This window comes from Amycolatopsis sp. NBC_01488, from assembly GCF_036227105.1.
GTDB lineage: Bacteria > Actinomycetota > Actinomycetes > Mycobacteriales > Pseudonocardiaceae > Amycolatopsis.
The window spans coordinates 2,357,910-2,371,981 of record NZ_CP109434.1; the positions used below are offsets into that span (position 1 = coordinate 2,357,910).

Consider the following 14,072-nt stretch of genomic DNA (forward strand, 5'->3'; position numbering starts at 1 on the left):
GGGTGGGGGTCCCCCGATGGCTGCGGTGCGCGAGTCCACGAAGCCTGCGCGTGACGCACAGGGTAATACAAGATCAACATCACTCACCCGTGTGGAGCCCGCTACCTAGAGCTTCAGGGCAGCGATAGCCTTCTTGACCACTGTGCGTGCCTTCACGCTCTGCTTCTGGTTGGTGGTCGCGATGACCGCCGCGGTCCCCTTCGCGACCGCGTAGACGGCGCCGTCGTCGGTCGACTCGTAGCCGCCCTTCCAGCCCGTCGGGTCGCTCGCCGGGTTCGACGAGTCGACCGGCGCCACCTTGTTGACCAGCGCCGTCGCCGTCTTCGCGTCTCCGACGTACACCCGGACGGTGAGCTGGATCTTCCCGTCCGGGCGGTAGAAGAAGCACGCCGGATGGGGCTTGTCCGCGGACACGCGCACCTTGGACACGTGCTGGCCGTTCGCGTCGGCCACGAACTCGCTGTCGAGGTACGGGCAGTCCTCGGTCGCGGCCGGCTGCGGGTCCGGCGGCAGCTCCGAACCCGCGGCCGTGCCGGCGGACATCGACGGCGGACTGGGGGTCGCGGTGCCGGACACGAGGGAGGGGCCGCAGCCGGCCAGCAGGACCACGGCGGGCGCGAGAAGTACGAGTCGTCGCATAGCGCGCACAGTCAACCATGAAGCATGTGTGAAAACCGCTGGCTGAACTCGGCGTGACGGCCGGACGTGCGACCATGGCGCGGTTGTCCCCAGTGACGGAGGTTCCCGGCGTGCTCACTCCCGAGCAGTACCTCGGCGCGGTGGCCGAGCGCATCCAGCGGTCCGGCGGCAACCTCGGTTCCGTGCAGATCGGGCCCGCGACGGCGGTGGCCGGCCTGTTCGCCGAGTCGGTGCTGCTCTCGACGATGAACTACTGCGTCATCGCCGCGCCCGTGCCCGAGGTCAGCGCGGCCGCGCTGTACGACTTCACCGGCCGCGCCACGCAGTACGCGCGCGCGAACCTGGTCGGCACCAGGGGCTTGACCGCGGCCTCCGTCGTCATCGCCGGGCTCGTGGGGCAGCACGTGCACCCGGATGCCGCGCAGGCCGCGTCGGCGAAGACGAGCAACCAGTTCGGCGGCGAGACGCGGATGGTCGCCGTGGACCTCACGGCCGGGCAGACGTACGCGTTCACCGGCGGGAAGGTCTGGGGCGCCGCGATGCACGGCGCGATCCGGGCCAAGCTGACGTTCTGCTTCCCGCAGCCCGCCGAGGTCTACCAGCAGCTGCAGTCCCAGCAGCCGCCCGGGTGGCAGCAACAGCCACCGATGGCGGCGCCGCCGGTGCCGCCTCCGCCCTACGCCGGCCAGGGCGGCCCGCAGCCGCCCGGCTACCCGCCGCCCGGGCAGCAGCCGTACGGTTACTGACATGGTGGCGTTGCGCGGCTGGCCGTCGTTCCCCGGAGAACTTCCCGTGTTCACGCCGGAAACGGCGGCCGAGGACCCGCAGGCGCTCTTCCTCGAGTGGCTGACCGAAGCCGGCGAGCACGTGCTGGCGCCGCACGCCGTCACACTGTCCACAGTGGACGCCGACGGTGCGCCGGACGCGCGCGTGGTGATCCTCAAGGACGTCGGCCCGGCCGGCTGGGCGGTCGCGACCAGCTCGGAAAGCCCGAAGGGGCTGCAGCTGCGCAAGGACCCACGCGCCGCGCTGACGTTCTTCTGGCCCGGGCGCGGCCGTCAGGTCCGGCTGCGCGGCCCGGTCGCCCCCGCGGCACCCGAGGTGTCCGCGGCGGACTTCCTGGCCCGGCCGCCGGCGTCGCGCGTCGAGGCGTTCATCGGGCACCAGTCCCAGGTGCTGCACCACCCGGCGGACCTCGACGCGGCGGCCGCGGAAGCCCAGCGCTGGGTGGACGCGAACCCGGAAACGGCCCCGGAAACGTGGACGCGCTACCTCGTCGACCCGGACGAGGTCGAGTTCTGGCAGGCCAGCCACGACCGCAAGCACGTGCGGCTGCGGTACCGGAAGACCGACGGCGGCTGGGTCCGCGAGCGTCTCTGGCCTTAGGCCCGGAGCGCGGCCAGGCGCGGCGCGCGGGACTTCGGCGAGTCGAGGCTGAAGCCGCGGGCGTCACCGAGGTCGTCGCGGACGAACGCCTCGGTCGCGGCGACCGCTTCGCGCAGCGCTTCGTCCTCCTCGCCGAAGAACCGGTAGACGATCTTCCCGGCGTCGGCGTCGAACTCCCACAGCCCGGTGATCCGGCCGCGGTCGACGATCAGGTGGCACGGCGGATCCGCTTCGGCGCCGAGCGTGCCCTTCCCGCCGGGAGCAGGCCGCTGTGCGTCGGCCGGGTCGAGCAGGCGCGGGAGGTCGCGGTGCAGCAGGTGGATGCCGTCGATCCCGGCGACGAGCGCGTAGGACGGCTTGTCCGGCACGGTGAACGCCGCGAATTCCGCGGCCAATCCCCCAGGTAGCAGAAGATCCGTGCCTTCGATGGGCTCGAGTTCCAATGATTCCACGGCCTTCTTCGCCGCTGCCGCGGTTCGTCCGGAGAACCACCGGAAATGCTTGAGCGACGCCGGTCCGGCCCAGGCGAAGTACCGCCGCGCCAGCTCGGTGTCCACATCGGACGGCGGCGTTCGGGGCGCCCACCGGACGTAGCCGTAGCGCTGCCGGTCCAGCCGTCCGTCGACCGGCACACGCCGGATTTCGCCTCGCGCCTGCAGCCAGCCGAGGGCGAGCGGCAAGGTCGTGGTGACTCCGCGCTTCTTCCCGGCGTCGCCGAGGCTGCGGACGGCGTCGCCCGCTGCGGCCCGCAGCTTCGCCGGGTCGAGCGGCTCGGTCCCGAGCACGCCGAGCACGACTTCGCAGAGCCGGCCGATCTCGGCGCGCGTGACGCCGAGGTGCTTCTCCGCGGCGGCCAGCTCACCCTCGGGTGCTCCCGCGCCGACGGCCAGCCCGAGCGCGAAGTCGGCTTCGGGCAGGACGTACGTGCAGCCGCGCGCCGAGGGCAGTTCGTGGATGTTCAGCCGCGCGACGTCGGCGTCGACCGCCGCGCGCCGCAGGCCGGCGCGGGCGAACAACCCCAGGTAGGGCGCGGAACCGCCGACCGAGCGGGCCCAGCCGGTCCGTTCGAGGACCTCGGCCGCCGACGCGCCGCGGAGCGTGCCGTCGAGTCCCTGCCGGTGGGCCCACCAGGCCCGCAGCCGCGCTGTCGTCATGCGGGCAAGTATGGCCGTTCGGCGGGATGCGGCGCCCTGCTCGGTGTGGCGATGATGGATCATGCGCTCGAAATTGCTTGTCGCCGGGCTGGTCCTGGCGCTGACCGCCGCACTCGGGGGTGTGGCCGTGGCCGACGCGCGTCCTGGGGGACGACCGAAGCTGACGGATCCGCACCCGTGCCCGGGACAGCCGGGCTTCACCTGCTCGACGCTGACCGTGCCGCTCGACCACACCGGCCGGCGGCCGGGCACGCTCACCCTGCCGGTCGCGACGTCCGACAACGTGACCGCGCCGAAGGGCGTGCTGCTCTTCCTCACCGGCGGGCCCGGCCAGGGCGGCGTCCACACCATCACGCGGATCGCCAAGCAACGGCTGCCGGAAGTCGCGAAGGACTACCGGATCGTCATGCTCGACCAGCGCGGCACCGGCGCCGGCGCGCTGAACTGCCCGGGTCTGCAGGCGCAGGTGGGCAGTTCGGACATCGCGACGCCGATGCCGGACGCGGTCACCGAGTGCGCGCGGATCCTCGGCGACACGGCACCGCTCTACTCGACCGACCAGAGCGTCGCGGACTTCGACCAGCTCCGCCAGGCGCTGGGCGTGTCGAAGATGGTGGTCGACGGCGTCTCGTACGGCTCGTTCACGGCGGCGCGGTACGCGGTCGCGCACCCGGGCAACGTCAGCAAGGTCGTCCTCGACTCGGTGCTCCCGCACCACGCTGCCGCGTCGGCCTCCCTGTACCTGACGGGGATGACGGCCGAGGCCCGCGTGCTGCGTGCGGCGTGTTCGGCGGCTCCGGCCTGCGGGTTCGACCCCGCCGACGACCTCGCGTGGGTGGTCCGCCACCGAGGCACGGCCGATGGCGTGCGGATCTTCGACTTGATCGTGTCGTACGAGTTCGCCGACCCGACGTACCGGAACCCGTCGGCGGGCGACGTCATCGGAGCGCTCCACGCGGCGCGCACGGGTTCGCCGACACAGCTGGACGAGCTACTGGAGGCGTACAAACCGGGCGGCGACGACCCGGCATCGTTCAGCGCGGGCCTCCACGCGGCGACGCTGTGCGCGGACCAGAGGTTCCCCTGGGGCGCGTCATCGTCGCCGATCGCCGTCCGGCAGCCGTTGCTGTCCTTGACCGCACGTGCCCTGCCGACGTCGGCGACGTGGCCGTACACGACGGAAGTGGCTACGCAGCAGGGTTTCATCCAAAGCTGCCTGCCGTGGCCGGTCGAGCGCGTCGGCTCGAACCCGGCGTCCCGGCTACCGAACGTCCCGGTGCTGCTGCTGAACGGCGACCGCGACCTGTCGACGCCGTTGGAGTGGGCGCGGGAGGAGGCGGCTCAGGCACCACAGGGCCGGCTGGTGATCGTGCCGGGCGAGTCCCATTCGATCCAGAACCGCGAGCGCGGCCACGCGGGCCGCGACGCGGTGATCAGCTTCCTCGAGTGACGAAAGTGGCCTGCCCCGGGATTCGGGGCAGGCCCTTTTGTGCACTGTCTTTCGTGCGCTGTGGAGCTGAGGGGAATCGAACCCCTGACCCCCGCCTTGCAAAGGCGGTGCTCTACCAATTGAGCTACAGCCCCGGGTGCGGGCTTTCGCCCGCGGAGACTCAGTTGTGGGACGCACCCGCCGGCTTGGCCGGGGTGGTGCCGTTGTTCGAGGGGACCGGCGCGGTCGCCTCGCGCCAGAGGTCGGCTTCCGCCTTGGCCGCCTTGTTGCGCTTCACGACGAACAGGACGCCGCCCGCGATGACCGCGAGTGCCAGCAGCTTCTTCACCGAAGCCCCCTTCTCAGCTTGCTTCCCTTACCCCGCGATGCTACTGCACCGGTCCCCGGTGCCGTCGGGGCGGTGGTTCCACGTGGAACCAGGAGTTCGCAGGTAACGCACGTCACACGGGGTGGGAAATACCGGGACGGGGTGTCCCGTTGTACCCACTGGTCGGTGCGCCCACCGTGTCCCCCGGGCCTCAACCACTGCCTTCGCGGAGTTCCGTCCGGCTGGAGCCGCGAAGCGCCACTTCGCCGAGAGGCGACCGTGGCGCATCGACCGTGACACTCAGCCCTGCCGGTTCATTCTCTTCCCGGCAGGGCTGACCTGTATCTAGGCGTCCTCGCCCCTCGGCGCGGACCCACCGTAGAACGGCCGGACCTCGAGCCACTCGTGGATCGGCTCACCGCCGGGCCCGGGAGCGGCGGACAGCTCCGCGGCCAGCTCGACCGCGCGGTCCCACGAGTCCACGTCGATGACGTACCAGCCGGCGATGAGGTCCTTGGTCTCGGCGAACGGCCCATCCGTCACCGGCGGACGGCCCGCGCCGCCGGACCGGACGAATGTGCCCTCGGGCGACAGCCCCTGAGTGTCGACGAACTCGCCACTTTCTTCCAGGCGAGCCGCGAAGTCACGCATGAACCGAACGTGCGCGTCGACCTCTCCCGGCGTCCACTGGTCCATCGGCGGAAACTCGACGGCGGGGGCCGGGCCGCCGCGGTAGTGCTTCAGCAGCAGGTACTTCATGGTCGTCTCCTTCTTGGTCGCTGACGCCCCGGGACGAAGCCGCTTCCAGGATTTCGACATCGAAGTTCGCCCTGGCCGACCAGGCCCGAGTGGCCACCCCCGGCCGAGCGAGAGATCCCCATCGTCCTGCTGAGCCCACAGCAACAACCCATGCAGGCCAAGATCACGGCTTTCTCAAGGTCGATTCACGACGACGATGCCGGGGCGCAATACGGGCAAGAGTGGCTTTCAGCGCTGGTAATTCAGCTGCACCGGACGCGCGACCGTGTCAGCACATGCTTCCACGACACGCAGACCCTTTCGATCTGAGTGGGAAATACGCACTTGTCACTGGCGGCGCCAAGGGCATTGGGATGATGATCGCGCGCGGCGATCTGCGGGCGGGCGCCCGCGTCGTCATCAGCTCACGCAACGCAGACGCGTGCGCGGAGGCCGAGCGCGATCACCTGTTTCACCTTGCGCGGCAGTCCAGGGCACCCAGCGGTCCACGCCGCCGGCGACCCGCCGTGACGGTGCGTCCGGCGCTTCAGCAAGTGCTCGACGCCATCACCGATGCGCCGGCGTGGATTTGCAACGGCCGTTATGACGTGCTAGCCATGAATCACCTTGCCCGCGCGCGGTATTCGCCGGTGCTGGCCGACGCGCGACGGCCGGCGAACACCGCGCGGTTCGTGTATCTGGATCCCGAATCAGCAAAGACGCGCCCGCCGGCACGGGGACCGCGGACGGCCCAGCCCTATTGGCGTCGTGGGCGGCCAGCCAGGAGAAGCCACTGACAGTCACTCAGTTTGTCAGGCAGGCAGCAAAAAGCCCGGTTCACCAACGTGTGAACCGGGCTTTGACCTGCGTGGGCCTACCAGGACTTGAACCTGGGACCTCTTCGTTATCAGCGAAGCGCTCTAACCGCCTGAGCTATAGGCCCTTGAACGAGGAGAACTTTACAGGACCCCCGAGGGGGCCCTGCAACCGGGTTACTCCCGTTCCGACAGGGTGACCTCGAGGCCGCCGGCGAGGTCGGCCGACACGTTGTAGATGAACGCGCTGACCGTGGCCAGGGCCGACACCAGGACGATGTTGATCGCGCCGAGGATGGCCGCGATGCCGAACACGCGGCCCGCGCTGATCAGCGGTTCCGAGGACGCGTTGGCGCCTTCGCCGCCCACCAGGGACGAGTACGTTCCGTTCAGCTTGTCCCACACGCCCATGCCGTCGAGGACCGTGTACAGGACGCCGACCGCCACCAGCCAGACGAAGAACATCGCGACGCCCAGTACCAGGGACAGCTTCAGGACCGACCACGGGTCGAACCGCTTCACCTGCAGCGAGGCCCGGCGGGGGCCGCGGCCCGGGCGGCGCAGGGCGCTCGGGCGGGCTCGCTGGCTGGAGGCCGACGGGACCGCCGCCGCGGACGGCTCGCCGCTCGGGGGTGTGTCGCTGCCGCCGAAGAGGCTCTGGGCCGCGGTGCCCGTCACCACCGGCCGCTGGTCGGCGGAGACGGGCTGCGTCTCGCCGGCCGGCGGCTCGGGCTTGTAGAGCGCTTCGTCCGTGGCAATCCCGACCGTCGCTTCGGCGTCGCCGTCCTTGCCGACCCGCTGCCAGGGTGGGCTCGCCGGAGTCCCGTTCGAACCCGCTGCCTCGGGATTCTCGGATGGTGTCACGAAGAGTCAGTCCTTACCCGTGCCGTGGGGCCGCCGTCGGAGAGCAAACTTACTGCTCCGGCGTGGCCGTCGTTTCCTCACCCGCGTCAGGTGCTTCCGGAGCCGGCGCGTCCTCGGGGGTGTCACCATTGGCGACGTCCGAGGGCTCGTCCGCGTTGCGTGCGACGGCGAGAAGAGTGGTGCCTTCGCCGAGATTCATCAGCCGGACCCCCTTCGTCTGCCGTCCTGCCTTGCGCACGTCGCGCGCCGGCGTGCGGATCACGCCGCCGCTCGAGGTGATCGCGTAGAGCTCGTCCTCGGCGTCGACGATGAGCGCGCCCACCAGCCTGCCACGTTTCCGGTCGTGCTGAATGGTGAGCACGCCCTTGCCGCCGCGGCCCTGCACCGGGTAGTCCTCGATCGGGGTGCGCTTGGAGTAGCCGCCGTCGGTCGCGACCAGCAGGAACTTGTCCTCCTTGACCACGCTGATGCCGAGCAGCTCGTCACCGTCGTTGAACCGCATCCCGAGCACCCCGGACGTGGGACGACCCATCGGCCGGAGCGCCTCGTCGGTCGCGTGGAAGCGGATCGACTGGCCTTCCGCGGACACCAGCAGCAGGTCGTCCTCCGCCGCCGCCAGCACCGCGCCGACCAGCTCGTCGCCCTCGCGCAGGTTGATGGCGATGAGGCCGCCGGAGCGGTTCGAGTCGAAGTCGGTGAGCTTGGTCTTCTTCACCAGGCCACGCTTGGTCGCGAGCACCAGGTAGGGCGCGACCTCGTAGTTCCTGATTTCGATGACCTGGGCGATCTGCTCGTCCGGCTGGAACGCCATGAGGTTCGCCACGTGCTGACCGCGCGCGTTGCGGTTGGCCTCGGGCAGGTCGTACGCCTTGGTCCGGTAGACGCGGCCCTTGTTCGTGAAGAACAGGATCCAGTCGTGCGTCGAACAGACGAAGAAGTGCTGGACGATGTCGTCCTGCTTCAGCGTCGCGCCCTGGACGCCCTTGCCGCCGCGCTTCTGCGAGCGGTACAGGTCGGTCTTCGTGCGCTTGGCGTAGCCCGTGCGGGTGATGGTGACGACGACGTCCTCGACGGCGATGAGTTCCTCGTCGGTGACGTCGCCGCTGAAGCCGATGATCTTCGTGCGCCGGTCGTCGCCGTACTTCTCGACGATCGCCATCAGCTCGTCGCGGATCAGCGCGCGCTGCCGCTCCGGCTTCTCGAGGATGTCCTTGAGGTCGGCGATCTCGAGCTCGATCTCGGCCAGCTGGTCGATGATCCGCTGACGCTCCAGCGCGGCGAGGCGCCGCAGCTGCATGTCGAGGATCGCGGTGGCCTGGATCTCGTCGACGTCCAGCAGCTCCATCAGGGCCGGCCGGGCCTCGTCCGCGGACGGCGACCGCCGGATCAGCGCGATGACCTCGTCGAGCGCGTCGAGCGCCTTGACGTACCCACGCAGGATGTGGGCGCGCTCTTCGGCCTTCTTCAGGCGGAACTTGGTCCGCCGGACGATGACCTCGACCTGGTGCTTCACGTAGTGCCGGATGATCTGGTCGAGCCGCAGCGTGCGCGGCACGCCGTCGACCAGCGCCAGCATGTTGACGCCGAAGTTCTGCTGCAGCTGGGTGTGCTTGAACAGGTTGTTCAGCACGACCTTCGCGACCGCGTCCCGCTTGATCGTGACGACGATCCGCATGCCGGAACGGCTGTTGGATTCGTCGGCGATGTCGGCGATGCCGGTGAGCTTGCCGTCGCGGACCAGGTTCGCGATGTTCTCGACCAGGTTGTCCGGGTTGACCTGGTACGGGAGCTCGGACACGACCAGGATCGTGCGGCCCTTCGCGTCCTCCTCGACCTCGACGACCGCGCGCATCCGGATCGAGCCGCGGCCAGTGCGGTAGGCGTCCTCGATGCCGGACGTGCCGAGGATCATCGCCCTGGTCGGGAAGTCCGGGCCCTTGACCCGCACCAGCAGCGCGGCCAGCAGCTCGTCGTCGGTCGCCTCGGGGTTCTCCAGCGCCCAGACGACGCCCTCGGAGACCTCGCGCAGGTTGTGCGGCGGGATGTTCGTCGCCATCCCGACCGCGATCCCGGAACCGCCGTTGACCAGCAGGTTCGGGAACCGCGACGGCAGGACGTCGGGCTCCTGCGTGCGGCCGTCGTAGTTGTCGGAGAAGTCGACGGTGTCTTCTTCGATGTCGGCCAGCATCTGCATGGCCAGCGGCGCAAGCCGGGACTCGGTGTACCGCATGGCGGCCGCGGGGTCGTTGCCCGACGAGCCGAAGTTGCCCTGGCCGTCGATCAGCGGGTAGCGCAGCGACCACGGCTGGGCGAGCCGCACGAGCGCGTCGTAGATCGCCGAGTCGCCGTGCGGGTGGTAGTTGCCCATGACGTCGCCGACGACGCGGGAGCACTTGTTGTACCCGCGGTCCGGCCGGAAGCCGGAGTCGAACATCGAGTACAGGATCCGGCGCGCGACGGGCTTGAGGCCGTCACGCACGTCCGGCAGCGCGCGCGACACGATCACGCTCATCGCGTAGTCGATGTACGAGCGCTGCATCTCCTGCTGGATGTCGACCGGTTCGATCCGGTCGTGGTCCGGAGCCGGCGGCAGGGTTTCCGTCATGAGGTCCTTCTCGTGGGGGCGGTCCTGGGGGACAGAGAACGGGGACGGCTACACGTCCAGGAAGCGCACGTCCTTGGCGTTGCGCGTGATGAACGAGCGACGGGCCTCGACGTCCTCGCCCATCAGGACCGAGAACAGGTCGTCCGCCTGGGCGGCGTCGTCCATCGTGACCTGGCCCAGCAGCCGGTTGGCCGGGTCCATCGTGGTCTCCCACAGCTCTTCGGCGTTCATCTCGCCGAGACCCTTGTAGCGCTGGATCGCGTCGTCCTTCGGCAGCCGCTTGCCGGCCTCGACGCCTGCCTGGATGACGGCGTCGCGCTCGCGGTCGGAGTAGGCGTACTCCGGTTCCGCCCGCGGCCACTTGATCTTGTACAGCGGCGGCCGCGACAGGAAGACGTGACCGTGCTCGATCAGCGGCGTCATGAACCGGAAGAGCAGGGTGAGCAGCAGCGTGGTGATGTGCTGGCCGTCGACGTCGGCGTCGGCCATCAGCACGATCTTGTGGTACCGCAGCTTCGAGAGGTCGAACTCGTCGTGGATGCCGGTGCCGAGTGCCGTGATCAGCGACTGGACCTCGGTGTTCTTGAGGACGCGGTCGATGCGGGCCTTCTCGACGTTGATGATCTTGCCGCGGATCGGCAGGATCGCCTGGTACATCGAGTCCCGGCCCTCCTTGGCCGAGCCGCCGGCCGAGTCGCCCTCGACGATGTAGAGCTCGCACTCCTCGGGCTTGGTGGACCGGCAGTCCTTGAGCTTGCCGGGCAGGCCGCCGATGTCGAGCGCGCCCTTGCGGCGGACCAGGTCACGCGCCTTGCGCGCGGCCATCCGGGCCTGGGCCGAGGAGATCGACTTGTTGATGATCGTCTTCGCCTCGGTGGGGTTGCGCTCGAACCAGTCCGCCAGCCACTCGTTCGACGTCTGCTGCACGAACGTCTTGGCCTCGCTGTTGCCCAGCTTGGTCTTGGTCTGGCCCTCGAACTGCGGCTCGGACAGCTTGATCGAGACGATCGCGGCGAGGCCCTCGCGCACGTCGTCACCGGTCAGGTTGGCGTCCTTCTCCTTGAGCAGCTTCTTGTCGCGCGCGTACGTGTTGACGACGCGGGTCAGGGCGGCGCGGAAGCCCTCTTCGTGGGTGCCGCCCTCGTGGGTGTTGATCGTGTTGGCGAACGTGTACACCGACGGCGTGAACCCGGTGTTCCACTGCATCGCGACCTCGACCTCGAGGCCGGTGCCCTTCGCGTCGAAGGAGATCACGCTGGGGTGGATCGGGTCCTTGCTGCCGTTGATGTGCTTGACGAAGTCCTCGAGCCCGCCCGGGTAGCAGTAGGTCTTTTCCTTGATCCGGGCGACCTTGCCCTCGGCGTCGGCTTCGGTCTCTTCGTCGGCGACGCGCTCGTCGCGCAGCGACAGCGTCAGCCCCTTGTTGAGGAACGCCATCTCCTGCAGGCGGCGCGAGATGTTCTCGAAGTTGTACGTCGTGGTCTCGAAGATGTTCGGGTCGGCCCAGAAGGTGATCGTGGTGCCGGTCTCGGACGCCGGGCCGAGGTCCTCCAGCTCGCCGGGGATCTGGTCGATGTACTCCTGGCGCCAGCTGCGGCCGCCGTACTTGACCTCGGCGAGCAGCTTCGTCGAGAGCGCGTTCACCACGGAGACGCCGACGCCGTGCAGGCCGCCGGACACCGCGTAGGAGTCGCTGTCGAACTTGCCGCCCGCGTGGAGCACGGTCAGCACGACCTCGAGGGTCGGCTTCTTCTCCTTGGGGTGCATGTCGACCGGGATGCCGCGGCCGTCGTCGACGACGCGCACCCCGCCGTCGGCGAGGAGGGTAACCTCGACCTTGGTGGCGTGCCCGGCCATCGCTTCGTCGACGGAGTTGTCGACGACCTCCTGGACGAGGTGGTGCAGGCCACGCTCACCGGTGGAACCGATGTACATGCCGGGGCGCTTGCGGACCGCTTCGAGGCCTTCGAGCACCGTGATCGACGACGCGTTGTACTCGCTCTTGTTCTCGGTCACAGGCCTTGTTTCTCCTCGTCTCGCCCGAGCGGACACTCGCTCCCTGCCAGTGTACTTGGCCGTGTCCGCTGACATGCGGCAAGGACACCCCTGAACGCGTCACAGACGGACGAAATCGGTCCGAGCCGAGTCTTGACGTATCTCGGGAGGTCTGAATGCGTTCTCGGGGCATTCAACCGAGCATCGCGCAACCCGGGTCAGCCGTACGTGTCACGCGGGCCGCGGCCCGGCACGTGGCGGGGCCCTTTCCGCCAGCTCGGGGCGGTCGGCCCCTGGATCCGCATGCGCTTGACGACGCCGTTGCCGACCCCCGCCGCGATCTTGTGCAGCAGCTTTCCCTGCAGCAACCGGAGCTGGGTGGCCCACGCCGTGGAGCTGGCGCGGACGGTGAGCTCGCCGTCCTTCAGCACGACGGGCTGGGCGTGTTCGGCGACGTCTTCGCCGACCAGCCGGGCCCACTGGGCGAAGACCCGGGCGGTCGTGACGCTCTCGTTCCAGCCGCGGTCGCTGACCAGCCGCGAGACGAGCCGGCCGAGCGGCTGCGGGTCGCGCGGGTCCGCCCCCGGTCCCGACCAGCGGCGACGCCGCGGGTTCTGGCCCCCGCCGCCGACAGCGCGCCGCCGGTACCCCGGTGAGGTGCCGCGTTCCTTGGCCTTCGCCTTGGCCGCTTCGAGCGCGGCGTGGGCCAGGTCCCGGCCGGTGGTCCCGTTCGGAGCAGCGCCGTTCTCACTCTGCGTGCTCGAAGCGGCGTTCCCGGGTGGGTTACCCCCCGCGCGGGGGGTGTCAAGCGGCCGATTCGGGGTTTTGGTCACACGCGGCGATAACCCGGGCACGGGTTTATCCACACTGTCCACAGGTTTGTCCCCAGATCGGTGGGTAACTGCTGTGTCGGCGGTCACACGGGGTGTGCGACTTGATCTTGCCGGGGGCCGTTCGGCCTGTTCAGCCACGCGAAATCTCACCATCCGCCACCACGAACCGGCTCCCGGCCAGCTCTTCGGGCACGTCTTCGTCGACCGCGGCGGTCACCAGCACCTGTTCGGCGCTCGCGGCCACCTCGGCCAGCCGGGCCCGGCGCTTGCGGTCCAGCTCGGCGAACACGTCGTCGAGCAGCAGCACCGGCTCACCCGCTTCCGCACGCAGCAGCTCGTAGCTGCCGAGGCGGAGAGCCAGCGCGAACGACCACGACTCGCCGTGGCTCGCGTAGCCCTTGGCCGGCGTCTCGCCCAGGATCAGCTCCAGCTCGTCCCGGTGCGGGCCGACCAGGCTGATCCCGCGCTCGAGTTCGGCCTTCCGAGCCTCGCCGAGCGCCTTGAGTAAGACGTCCTTGAGGACCTCGGGTTGCGCCCGTTCGCCATCCGGTACGCCGTACGTCTCCGGCAGGGCCGCGCCCAGCGAAGACCGGTATGAGATCTTCGCCGGCCGGGAGTCCGGAGCGACCCCCAGATACGCCGAAGCCGCGTACGGCCCGAGGTCCGCGACGAGGTTCAGGCGCGCGGCCAGCAGCTCCGCGGCCGCCACCGAGAGGTGGTCGTCCCAGACTTCCAGCGTCGACAGCGCGTACGGGTCTTCGCGACCCGTACGCCGTTTCCCAGCCGTCTTGAGCAGGGCGTTGCGCTGCTTCAGCACCTTCTCGTAGTCGGCCCGGACCCCCGCGTACCGCGGCGCGCGCAGCACCAGGAGCTCGTCGAGGAACCGGCGTCGCTCACCCGGGTCTCCTCGGACGAGCGCCAGGTCCTCCGGCGAGAACAGCACCGTGCGCAGGATCCCGAGCACGTCGCGCGGCCGGCCGACCGCACCGCGGTTGACCCGGGCGCGGTTCGCGCGACCGTTGGTGATCTCGAGCTCGACGGTCAGCTCGCGGTCGTCGTTGACCACCGCGACCCGCACCAGCGCGCGTTCGCAGCCGTGCCGGATCAGCGGCGCGTCCGTCGCGACGCGGTGCGAGCCCAGCGTCGCGACGTACCCGATCGCTTCGAGCAGGTTGGTCTTGCCGCGACCGTTCTGGCCGACCAGCACGGTCGGCCCCTTTTCGAGCGGGAGATCGGCCTGGGGCCAGGAGCGGAAGTCGGTGACCTGCAGGTGACGCAGATACACC

Annotated in this window: 13 protein-coding genes, 2 tRNA genes and 1 pseudogene; 5 read left to right on the plus strand and 11 right to left on the minus strand. The window is 69.8% G+C overall.

All coding sequences use genetic code 11. The annotated features are described in order from the left end of the window. Positions 1-105: 105 nt before the first annotated feature. Positions 106-639 carry a DUF2020 domain-containing protein gene (locus OG738_RS11365; RefSeq protein ID WP_329053458.1) on the minus strand — a complete coding sequence of 178 codons (534 nt, stop codon included), beginning with the start codon at positions 637-639 and terminating at the stop codon, positions 106-108. A 110-nt stretch (positions 640-749) separates the two neighbouring features. On the opposite strand from OG738_RS11365, the gene OG738_RS11370 reads away from it, so the two are divergent. Continuing rightward, positions 750-1,385 (plus strand): hypothetical protein, encoded by a 636-nt coding sequence (locus OG738_RS11370; RefSeq protein ID WP_329053459.1) that lies wholly within the window; start codon positions 750-752, stop codon positions 1,383-1,385. A 1-nt stretch (position 1,386) separates the two neighbouring features. Continuing rightward, complete coding sequence (locus OG738_RS11375; protein ID WP_329053460.1) at positions 1,387-2,025, plus strand: pyridoxine/pyridoxamine 5'-phosphate oxidase; 639 nt, start codon at positions 1,387-1,389, stop codon at positions 2,023-2,025. On the opposite strand, the gene OG738_RS11380 is transcribed toward OG738_RS11375, so the two are convergent. Further along, positions 2,022-3,179, minus strand: a complete 1,158-nt coding sequence (locus OG738_RS11380; RefSeq protein WP_329053462.1) for a DNA glycosylase AlkZ-like family protein — start codon at positions 3,177-3,179, stop codon at positions 2,022-2,024. The genes OG738_RS11375 and OG738_RS11380 overlap by 4 nt on opposite strands. Before the next feature lie 61 nt (positions 3,180-3,240). On the opposite strand from OG738_RS11380, the gene OG738_RS11385 reads away from it, so the two are divergent. After that, positions 3,241-4,629, plus strand: coding sequence for an alpha/beta fold hydrolase (locus OG738_RS11385; RefSeq protein ID WP_329053463.1), 1,389 nt, complete (start codon positions 3,241-3,243; stop codon positions 4,627-4,629). A 61-nt stretch (positions 4,630-4,690) separates the two neighbouring features. Here the strand turns inward: OG738_RS11385 and OG738_RS11390 are convergent. The 3 genes from OG738_RS11390 to OG738_RS11400 all read right to left on the minus strand — a co-directional run bounded on the left by OG738_RS11390 (position 4,691) and on the right by OG738_RS11400 (position 5,695). Continuing rightward, positions 4,691-4,763, minus strand: a tRNA-Ala gene (locus tag OG738_RS11390). Positions 4,764-4,789: 26 nt separating this feature from the next. Beyond that, entirely contained in the window at positions 4,790-4,957 is a 168-nt protein-coding gene (locus OG738_RS11395) for a DLW-39 family protein (protein WP_086679331.1), read from the minus strand. A 324-nt stretch (positions 4,958-5,281) separates the two neighbouring features. Continuing rightward, positions 5,282-5,695, minus strand: coding sequence for a YciI family protein (locus OG738_RS11400; protein WP_329053472.1), 414 nt, complete (start codon positions 5,693-5,695; stop codon positions 5,282-5,284). 150 nt (positions 5,696-5,845) lie between these two features. On the opposite strand from OG738_RS11400, the gene OG738_RS11405 reads away from it, so the two are divergent. Both OG738_RS11405 and OG738_RS11410 read left to right on the plus strand, forming a co-directional pair. Further along, positions 5,846-6,004 (plus strand): hypothetical protein, encoded by a 159-nt coding sequence (locus OG738_RS11405; protein WP_329053473.1) that lies wholly within the window; start codon positions 5,846-5,848, stop codon positions 6,002-6,004. 113 nt (positions 6,005-6,117) lie between these two features. Next, positions 6,118-6,396, plus strand: a pseudogene (locus tag OG738_RS11410) (MmyB family transcriptional regulator); the annotation flags it as partial. A gap of 147 nt (positions 6,397-6,543) precedes the next feature. Here OG738_RS11410 and OG738_RS11415 read toward each other — a convergent pair. The 6 genes from OG738_RS11415 to recF form a co-directional block, all read right to left on the minus strand. Beyond that, positions 6,544-6,617, minus strand: a tRNA-Ile gene (locus OG738_RS11415). A gap of 49 nt (positions 6,618-6,666) precedes the next feature. Then, entirely contained in the window at positions 6,667-7,353 is a 687-nt protein-coding gene (locus OG738_RS11420; RefSeq protein WP_329053475.1) for a DUF3566 domain-containing protein, read from the minus strand. A 49-nt stretch (positions 7,354-7,402) separates the two neighbouring features. Then, positions 7,403-9,958: a DNA gyrase subunit A gene (gyrA, locus tag OG738_RS11425; RefSeq protein WP_329053476.1), complete on the minus strand. Its 2,556-nt coding sequence runs from the start codon at positions 9,956-9,958 to the stop codon at positions 7,403-7,405. A 48-nt stretch (positions 9,959-10,006) separates the two neighbouring features. After that, entirely contained in the window at positions 10,007-11,974 is a 1,968-nt protein-coding gene (gene gyrB / locus OG738_RS11430) for a DNA topoisomerase (ATP-hydrolyzing) subunit B (RefSeq protein ID WP_329053477.1), read from the minus strand. Between the two features lie 197 nt (positions 11,975-12,171). After that, positions 12,172-12,663 carry a DciA family protein gene (locus tag OG738_RS11435; protein ID WP_329056659.1) on the minus strand — a complete coding sequence of 164 codons (492 nt, stop codon included), beginning with the start codon at positions 12,661-12,663 and terminating at the stop codon, positions 12,172-12,174. 253 nt (positions 12,664-12,916) lie between these two features. After that, positions 12,917-14,071, minus strand: a complete 1,155-nt coding sequence (recF, locus tag OG738_RS11440; RefSeq protein WP_329053479.1) for a DNA replication/repair protein RecF — start codon at positions 14,069-14,071, stop codon at positions 12,917-12,919. Position 14,072 lies beyond the last annotated feature (1 nt).

Bases quoted from the DNA above. Each gene is read 5' to 3' on its own strand.
- gyrA (WP_329053476.1), bottom strand. From the start codon at position 9,958: ATGACGGAAACCCTGCCGCCGGCTCCGGACCACGACCGGATCGAACCG.
- OG738_RS11400 (WP_329053472.1), bottom strand. From the start codon at position 5,695: ATGAAGTACCTGCTGCTGAAGCACTACCGCGGCGGCCCGGCCCCCGCC.
- OG738_RS11365 (WP_329053458.1), bottom strand. From the start codon at position 639: ATGCGACGACTCGTACTTCTCGCGCCCGCCGTGGTCCTGCTGGCCGGC.
- OG738_RS11405 (WP_329053473.1), top strand. From the start codon at position 5,846: ATGCAGGCCAAGATCACGGCTTTCTCAAGGTCGATTCACGACGACGAT.
- OG738_RS11380 (WP_329053462.1), bottom strand. From the start codon at position 3,179: ATGACGACAGCGCGGCTGCGGGCCTGGTGGGCCCACCGGCAGGGACTC.
- OG738_RS11375 (WP_329053460.1), top strand. From the start codon at position 1,387: ATGGTGGCGTTGCGCGGCTGGCCGTCGTTCCCCGGAGAACTTCCCGTG.
- OG738_RS11385 (WP_329053463.1), top strand. From the start codon at position 3,241: ATGCGCTCGAAATTGCTTGTCGCCGGGCTGGTCCTGGCGCTGACCGCC.